Below are 6,463 nucleotides of genomic sequence, written 5' to 3'. Positions count from 1 at the left end.
TTCCAATCTGCAATAGCTTTTAATTTAATTCAGGTTTTTTAGATAAACTAGACGCCGGGCCTGCCTGCCCTCACATACTCATCTTCTGCGATCTGCTTTAGATTTTCTGATCGGCGAGCGAGGAAGTTTGTCATATACTTTTTTAGAAACAATCGATTTAAAGCTTTTCCAACAGGACCAAATGGAGATTCGAATTGTAAAATGTCCGTCATAAGCGTGCCCCCGTTCTGTTCCTTAAAGAGATGAACGTGGATAAGAGATTGAAAAGCCCCTTCTTCCATGCGGTCCACGAACTCATAAGGCGGATTCATGGAAATGATCCGAGCTGTCAAAGTCTGCCGGATCCCTAAATGAATGGCTTCCCACGTCACGGTTTCTCCTTCATGTATTAATCCATCCGTCACTCCGGCTACTGCCTTCTCTTTTGTATGAGGGACTGACTGAGGATGGAGGCTGATATTTCTGGCGATGTCAAAACAAAACTCGATCGGAACATCGATCCATATCGCAATTTTCACCACCGTCATTCCATTCCCTCCTTTAGCATATATGTTCAACGTTGTTGTTAATTTTAATAAGCAGGTCCCGATACTTGAACACTCAGTTTCGAGACTTTTTTTGTGAATTTGGTCCTACGGGGGACGATTTCGCTTTCCGTGGGCATGTGGTAAGCTTCCTCAGGCTTCGCCTTCCGGGATCTTACCTCTCATGTTCATCCCACAGGAGTCTTCATCGTCCCCCTCCGGACCTGGCTAACTCTGAGACTCGAAACTACCTCACACACTGTTTGCTTGATGAGAAAAAAAGCATGGGGTGATGAAGTTATTTTCATGCTATAACGACGCGAAAAAGCTTATTATAGAAGCATTTTAGTACCTATTTAGGAAAAGAGCTTTCTCTCTTGAAAAGAGTCCGTTATTCTCACGTGGCTGGGTTGGCGAAGGAAACGTCGAGACTCCCACGGGAGAAGGAGCTAGGCGAGACCCCACAGGGAGTGAAGCGACCGAGGAGGCTTCTGGTAAAAAGGAGGATCGACTAAAATCACCACGTCCTGTGGCAACGTCGATCGACCCTACATCGTGTAGGGCCGCAGGAAAGCGAGATGTTTCCGTAGCCAACCCCTCTCTATATTAGCATCGGACCAAAGATATCTCGAAACGGAGTCTTCAACAATCCGGCCCTGTTGTGGAAGAACTTTATTCTTACCATAACTTAAGAAAGACCAGTATATTTTTTCCTTCCACTGGTCTTTCTTATCCTTACTTTATATTGCTGTATAAAATATCATATTTTTCTGCACATGCCAGATCAAGTTCCGTAAGTCCCTTGGCATTCCACGAAGTCAGCTTCATGGTGACCACTTTATAGTCGATACTGATGAAAGGATGATGCTGAATATCTTCCGAATATTCGGCCACGAGATTAACAAAACGGATGCCGGAAAGAAAGTCTTCAAAGCGATAGCGTTTAACAATAAACTTGTTATCCGTCAATTTCCAGCCTTCTAATTCATCTACTCGCTGCTGCTTTTCAGCTTCAGGAATAAGCTTCTCTTCCATTTGAATCCCTCCTCGTTAATCGTTCCTTTGTTTTGCGCTAAGCTCCATAAAATCATTTAGATCTTTCATACAAAGATCCAGAGCTTGTTCCCAGAATTCAGGCTTCTCTAAATCTACACCCAGATGCTTAGCCGCTAGATCTTCTGTCGTCATACGACCCGTATCCTGCAACAGGGCAATGTAGTCATTTTCAAAATTACTGTCTGAGTTTAGAGCTTTCGCGTAAATACCCATGCTGAACAAATAACCAAACGTATAAGGGAAATTATAGAATGGTACATCTGTAATGTGGAAATGAAGTTTGGACGCCCAGAAGGTTGGATCGTACTCATCGAGTGCATCTTCATAAGCTTCCTTCTGTGCCTCAACCATAAGTTCGTTTAAGCGTTCAGCTGAAACCACTCCCTTTTTACGTTCTTCATAAAATCTGGTTTCAAACAAGAAACGAGCGTGGATGTTCATAAAGAAAGCAATACTTCTCTGAACTTTATCTTCAAGCAGCGTCAATTTTTCGGTGTCGTTGGCCGCATGCTTCACGGCTGCATCAGAAACAATCATCTCCGCAAATGTTGAAGCCGTCTCAGCCACGTTCATAGCGTATCCCTGATTCAGGGCAGGCAGATCATCCATTACGTGCTGATGATAGGCGTGTCCCAGCTCATGGGCCAGCGTGGCAACATTAGATGGTGTACCGGAATAAGTCATAAAGATTCTTGTCTGTCCGCTGTCAGGAAAGCTGGTACAAAAGCCTCCAGGCCTTTTACCCGAACGATCTTCTGCTTCGATCCAGCGCCTTTCAAAAGCCATTTCTGCAAAATCTGCCATCTTAGGACTGAACGAACGGAATTGCTGAGTAATAAACTCCGCTCCTTGTTGAAAACTCATTGTCTGTTCCGTTGAGCCTACAGGAGCTTCCACATCGTAAAAACTTAAACGCTCTAAGCCAAGCATATGCGCCTTTCTTTTTAAATAAGGAAGGTAATGTTTTTTGTATTTGGTGATCGTCTCCCACATCGTGTTCAAGGTCTTTTCACTCATTCGATTGTACTCAAGCGGTTCTTTCAGTACCCGCTCCCACCCCCGATATTTATATGTTTGAAGCCTGAAACCGGACAAATGATTCAATGTCTCACTGAATAGATCCGTCTGCGCTTTCCAGGTGTTCTGCAGCTTATCAAAAACTTCTTTACGAACGGCGCGGTCGGGTGAGTCGAGCAAGTTTGAGGCCTGTCCTACGGAAAGCGTCTTTCCTTCATGAGTAATATCTAATTTCCCAACAATGGCATCATACATTTGCCCCCATGCATGGTATCCATCAATACCCAAATCGTTAATCAGTGATTCTTGGCGCAGTTCCAATTTATCCTTGGCAGCTTTTCGTCGTTCATCAAGGATAAAATCCAACTGACGAAATGGAGTATGTTTTAGCAACGATTTCCATACATCTTCATCCGTCTGGACTAATCTCTGATCGAATTCGGTAAGCAGATTTCCAAACGCAGCGCTAAGTTCATTCTTTCTGGACTGCCAGGCCCCTGCTTTTTTATCATTTACATTCTGAGCATTCAAACAGCTGATGAATGCCCCGATTTCTCCCAGTCGTTTTGTTACCAGTTGGATTTGATCCACAACCTCGGAGAGTTCTTTTGTCTGGTCGGTATTTTTGGGCGATGTGAATGAGTGTACAAGGCTTTCAAGCTTGCTGATTTCCTGTTCTGTTTTCAGAACATAATTATGAAGCTGTTCAGATTCACTGCCTCCTTCAAAAATCGTTTCTAAATCCCATGTTTTATGGAGAGTATTCATAACGTTCCCCTTTCTTTTATGTAAACATATTCACCTATTATTGTATCAGAATTTTCACACACAAGTTAAAGTGAACAGCTCATAAAACGATAGATTGCTTTTTCAAGAATATTTTGGTATTTTCAATTAAAAGATGTCTAAGCCAGAAAGGTCGATTTAATGCGATACCGAAGAAATGAAACATTGCGATACACCTTCGAGGAGCCTCTCTCCGCTGGCTTTAAACTAATTAAGGTAGACAAGAAACCGGTCAATTCCTCCATGGGATCCGGCAGTGTCATAGACATTAGTCCTGGAGGTATGAGACTAGCTTCAGATGTACATATCCCCACTAGCAAAACCGTCCACTTATTTGTCGCCACCTCACTAGCCGGTCACGATCTTTCTTTCACAGCGGAAGTCATATGGATGAAACCAGCTCGCGGCCAATATCATTACGGCCTTGATTTTATCGGTAATCATCAAGAAGAGGTGATTCAAGCCTTAAAGAAACACAAACAAATAAAAGACAAAAAACCTCCGAAGGATTAAAATCCCTCTGGAGGTTTTTTAGTACTTATTTTTCTAAATGATGGATCTGCGCTTCAACAGCTTTGACAAGTCGATGGTCATTGTCCAACTCAGCGATTTCCTGAAAGACATTGATTCTTCCTTTTTCATCTATACGTTTCTGCAGCTCTACGGCTTCCTGATCCTGCTCGTTCTTGTAGAATAAAGCAGCTGCTATAACCTCTGCAAGACGTACCGGATCTTTCTTCATGTAGTCCAGATAAGAAACGGCCGGCTGCACAAGACGGTCATTAGGTCCGAGTTTTCGAATTGGTGCTCGTCCGACACGGGTAACTTCATCTGATAAGTCCGGGTTTTCGAAACGGCTGAGAATCGTTTCAATATATTCGTGATGCACTTCCTCATCAAATTTGTATTTTTCGATCAGAACCGCTCCTGATTCCTGAAGGGCTCCTCGGATTTTCTCTTTAATAGCCGGCTCGTCCATAACCTGCTTTATCGTCTCGTGACCATGGAATTTCCCTAAATAGGCAGCCACTGCATGCCCTGTGTTCACTGTGAAAAGTTTACGCTCGATGTAAGGGGTCAAATCCTCAACATACGTAATTCCCTTGATTTCCGGACGACTCCCTTTAATAGCGGTTGTTTCTACTACCCATTCAAAATAAGGCTCCACTTTTACCGTTAATAGATCATCCTGGTGCTGGTCCGGTACAATCCGATCCACAGCTGAATTCGGAAAGCCGATATTCTCTCTGATCCAATCTTTTTGGTCAGCACCTGCGTGTTCAAGAACATGTTTTTTCAAAATGTCACTGCCGCCTACCATATTTTCGCAGGCAATCACGTTTCCTTTATCTTCTTTCTGAAGGAGACCCTGGGCTAAGACAGGTGCAATCGCAGACAGAATGTTGGGTCCGACAGCTGTAGTAATAATCTCAGCTTCTTGAATAGCCTCAATAACTGCCTGTTCATCGTTGATGCTGTTGAGCCCTGATACATTGGTAACTTCAAGCGAACGATCTGTACCGGCAAGATCCACCTGATAGGACCTTTTCCGGTTTAGTTCATCGATTAACTCCCCATTCACATCTACAAATATGGTTTCATACCCTGCCTGAGATAACAGCGCTCCAATGAAACCTCTTCCGATATTTCCTGCTCCAAAGTGAACGGCTTTCATCTTTAATTCACCTCATTAAAGATACTGATAATTTCTTCTTTCGATTGAGCTTTTAGAATGGTATCGATGTTCTCTTCTTCTGAACATACAATGGCAATTTGGGAAAGGATCTGAAGGTGCTCGTCCCCTTTTCCAGCAATTCCAATGAGCAATTTCACGATATTGCCATCACCAAAATCAACGCCATCTGGAACGGTTACTACAGCAAGACCTGTTTCTTTCACTGATTTCTTCGCATCTTCCGTACCATGTGGGATGGCTACGTAGTTTCCCATAAAGGTAGAAGTCACTTCTTCTCTTTCCATCATTTTTTCAATATAAGCTTCTTCTACATAACCACCATTATGAAGCAACCCTCCTACATAGCGGATCGCTTCTTCTTTAGAGCTGAACTGTGCATTCAATTCGATCGTGTTGGACGTTAAAATATTATCAGACATTTTCATTCTCCTCTATAATTAAGATATTTTCTTCTTAAAGAATTGATGAAGCTGGTTAGATACATAATTCTTAATTTCTTCTTCTTCCTCTTTTTCAAACACCCTGATAACTTCAGGCTCCTCAATAAGCAGGGAACTTAAGAAACTGATAACCTCCAACCCCTCCTTACTCATGTCCTGAGGAGCAAGCATAAGGATAAGCACGGACGAAGGCATCATTTCGCCATCCATCCCGACAACCTGAACGGCTTCGTTCAGCTTGATAATGGTGAAGGACGGCTCATGAATTGCTGGTTGCCTGGTATGATACAAGGTAAGAGTAGTTCCAGGTATCCCGAGTCCTCCCACCGTTTCTCTGTTCACTAAAGCTTCTGTTATGGCTTCCGCTTCTGTCAGCATGTTTTTATTCTGTAACTGGAGGCACGCATCATATAGAATTTCTTTTTTAGATAAACTTGAATGATTGAACACACCCAGTCCGTTCAATAACTGTCCGACGGCTGCAGCATAGCGCTGAATCCCGCCTACAGAATCCTGTATGGTCTGCAGTGTTTCATCTTCTTCTGCCACATTTTCTTTGAACGGCTTCATACTGTCCATAATCTTCAGTTTCCTAATTCGGTGTTCCAGCCTCTGAGTGTCAGAATTCGGAAGCATCGGATTCACTAGTACATAATCCTCGATATTATCGAGCGGGAGCGTAGATACGACGAGGTCATAATCCTCTTTAGCAATATCATCTAAGTCGAACATGGACTGGTGATCCACTTCTTCAATCTCCAAGAATTGTTTCTTAAGCTTAGCAGCTAAGATTTTCGCGGTTCCTATGCCGCTTGAGCAGACTACTAACGCTTTAAACCCGCGTGATCCCTCCATATTCAATAACGCACTGGCAAAGTGCATCACAAGAAAGGCCGTTTCTTCTTTAGGAAAAATAATTTTTGGAAAAACAAACTCTGTGGCTC

At 43.1% G+C, this 6,463-nt stretch carries 7 protein-coding genes; 1 reads left to right on the top strand and 6 read right to left on the bottom strand.

Annotated elements, in window-relative coordinates; all coding sequences use genetic code 11:
* Nucleotides 1-47: 47 nt before the first annotated feature.
* From WAM07_RS00785 to WAM07_RS00775, 3 genes are all read right to left on the bottom strand, one after another.
* On the bottom strand, nt 48-527 hold the full coding sequence (locus WAM07_RS00785) for an SRPBCC family protein (protein WP_422163938.1): 480 nt from the start codon (nt 525-527) through the stop codon (nt 48-50).
* 732 nt (nt 528-1,259) lie between these two features.
* Nucleotides 1,260-1,559: a 4a-hydroxytetrahydrobiopterin dehydratase gene (locus WAM07_RS00780; protein ID WP_422163937.1), complete on the bottom strand. Its 300-nt coding sequence runs from the start codon at nt 1,557-1,559 to the stop codon at nt 1,260-1,262.
* A 15-nt stretch (nt 1,560-1,574) separates the two neighbouring features.
* Nucleotides 1,575-3,365, bottom strand: a complete 1,791-nt coding sequence (locus WAM07_RS00775; protein WP_422163935.1) for a M3 family oligoendopeptidase — start codon at nt 3,363-3,365, stop codon at nt 1,575-1,577.
* Nucleotides 3,366-3,524: 159 nt separating this feature from the next.
* On the opposite strand from WAM07_RS00775, the gene WAM07_RS00770 reads away from it, so the two are divergent.
* Entirely contained in the window at nt 3,525-3,896 is a 372-nt protein-coding gene (locus WAM07_RS00770; RefSeq protein ID WP_422163933.1) for a PilZ domain-containing protein, read from the top strand.
* Between the two features lie 25 nt (nt 3,897-3,921).
* On the opposite strand, the gene WAM07_RS00765 is transcribed toward WAM07_RS00770, so the two are convergent.
* The 3 genes from WAM07_RS00765 to WAM07_RS00755 all read right to left on the bottom strand — a co-directional run.
* The gene (locus WAM07_RS00765; protein WP_422163931.1) at nt 3,922-5,058 is read right to left on the bottom strand and encodes a mannitol-1-phosphate 5-dehydrogenase; all 1,137 of its coding nucleotides are present in this window, start codon (nt 5,056-5,058) and stop codon (nt 3,922-3,924) included.
* Nucleotides 5,059-5,060: 2 nt separating this feature from the next.
* Nucleotides 5,061-5,498 carry a PTS sugar transporter subunit IIA gene (locus WAM07_RS00760; RefSeq protein WP_422163929.1) on the bottom strand — a complete coding sequence of 146 codons (438 nt, stop codon included), beginning with the start codon at nt 5,496-5,498 and terminating at the stop codon, nt 5,061-5,063.
* 18 nt (nt 5,499-5,516) lie between these two features.
* On the bottom strand, nt 5,517-6,463 hold a 947-nt coding region (locus WAM07_RS00755), incomplete at its 5' end, for a PTS sugar transporter subunit IIA (protein ID WP_422163927.1).

The organism is Halobacillus sp. (assembly GCF_049282395.1).
GTDB lineage: Bacteria > Bacillota > Bacilli > Bacillales > Halobacillaceae > Halobacillus.
Note: the sequence above shows the minus strand (reverse complement) of the source record. Positions and strands in the feature narration are given on the sequence as shown.

Coding starts and splice junctions, on each gene's coding strand:
- WAM07_RS00785 (WP_422163938.1), bottom strand. CDS start 527: ATGACGGTGGTGAAAATTGCGATATGGATCGATGTTCCGATCGAGTTT.
- WAM07_RS00780 (WP_422163937.1), bottom strand. CDS start 1,559: ATGGAAGAGAAGCTTATTCCTGAAGCTGAAAAGCAGCAGCGAGTAGAT.
- WAM07_RS00775 (WP_422163935.1), bottom strand. CDS start 3,365: ATGAATACTCTCCATAAAACATGGGATTTAGAAACGATTTTTGAAGGA.
- WAM07_RS00770 (WP_422163933.1), top strand. CDS start 3,525: ATGCGATACCGAAGAAATGAAACATTGCGATACACCTTCGAGGAGCCT.
- WAM07_RS00765 (WP_422163931.1), bottom strand. CDS start 5,058: ATGAAAGCCGTTCACTTTGGAGCAGGAAATATCGGAAGAGGTTTCATT.
- WAM07_RS00760 (WP_422163929.1), bottom strand. CDS start 5,498: ATGTCTGATAATATTTTAACGTCCAACACGATCGAATTGAATGCACAG.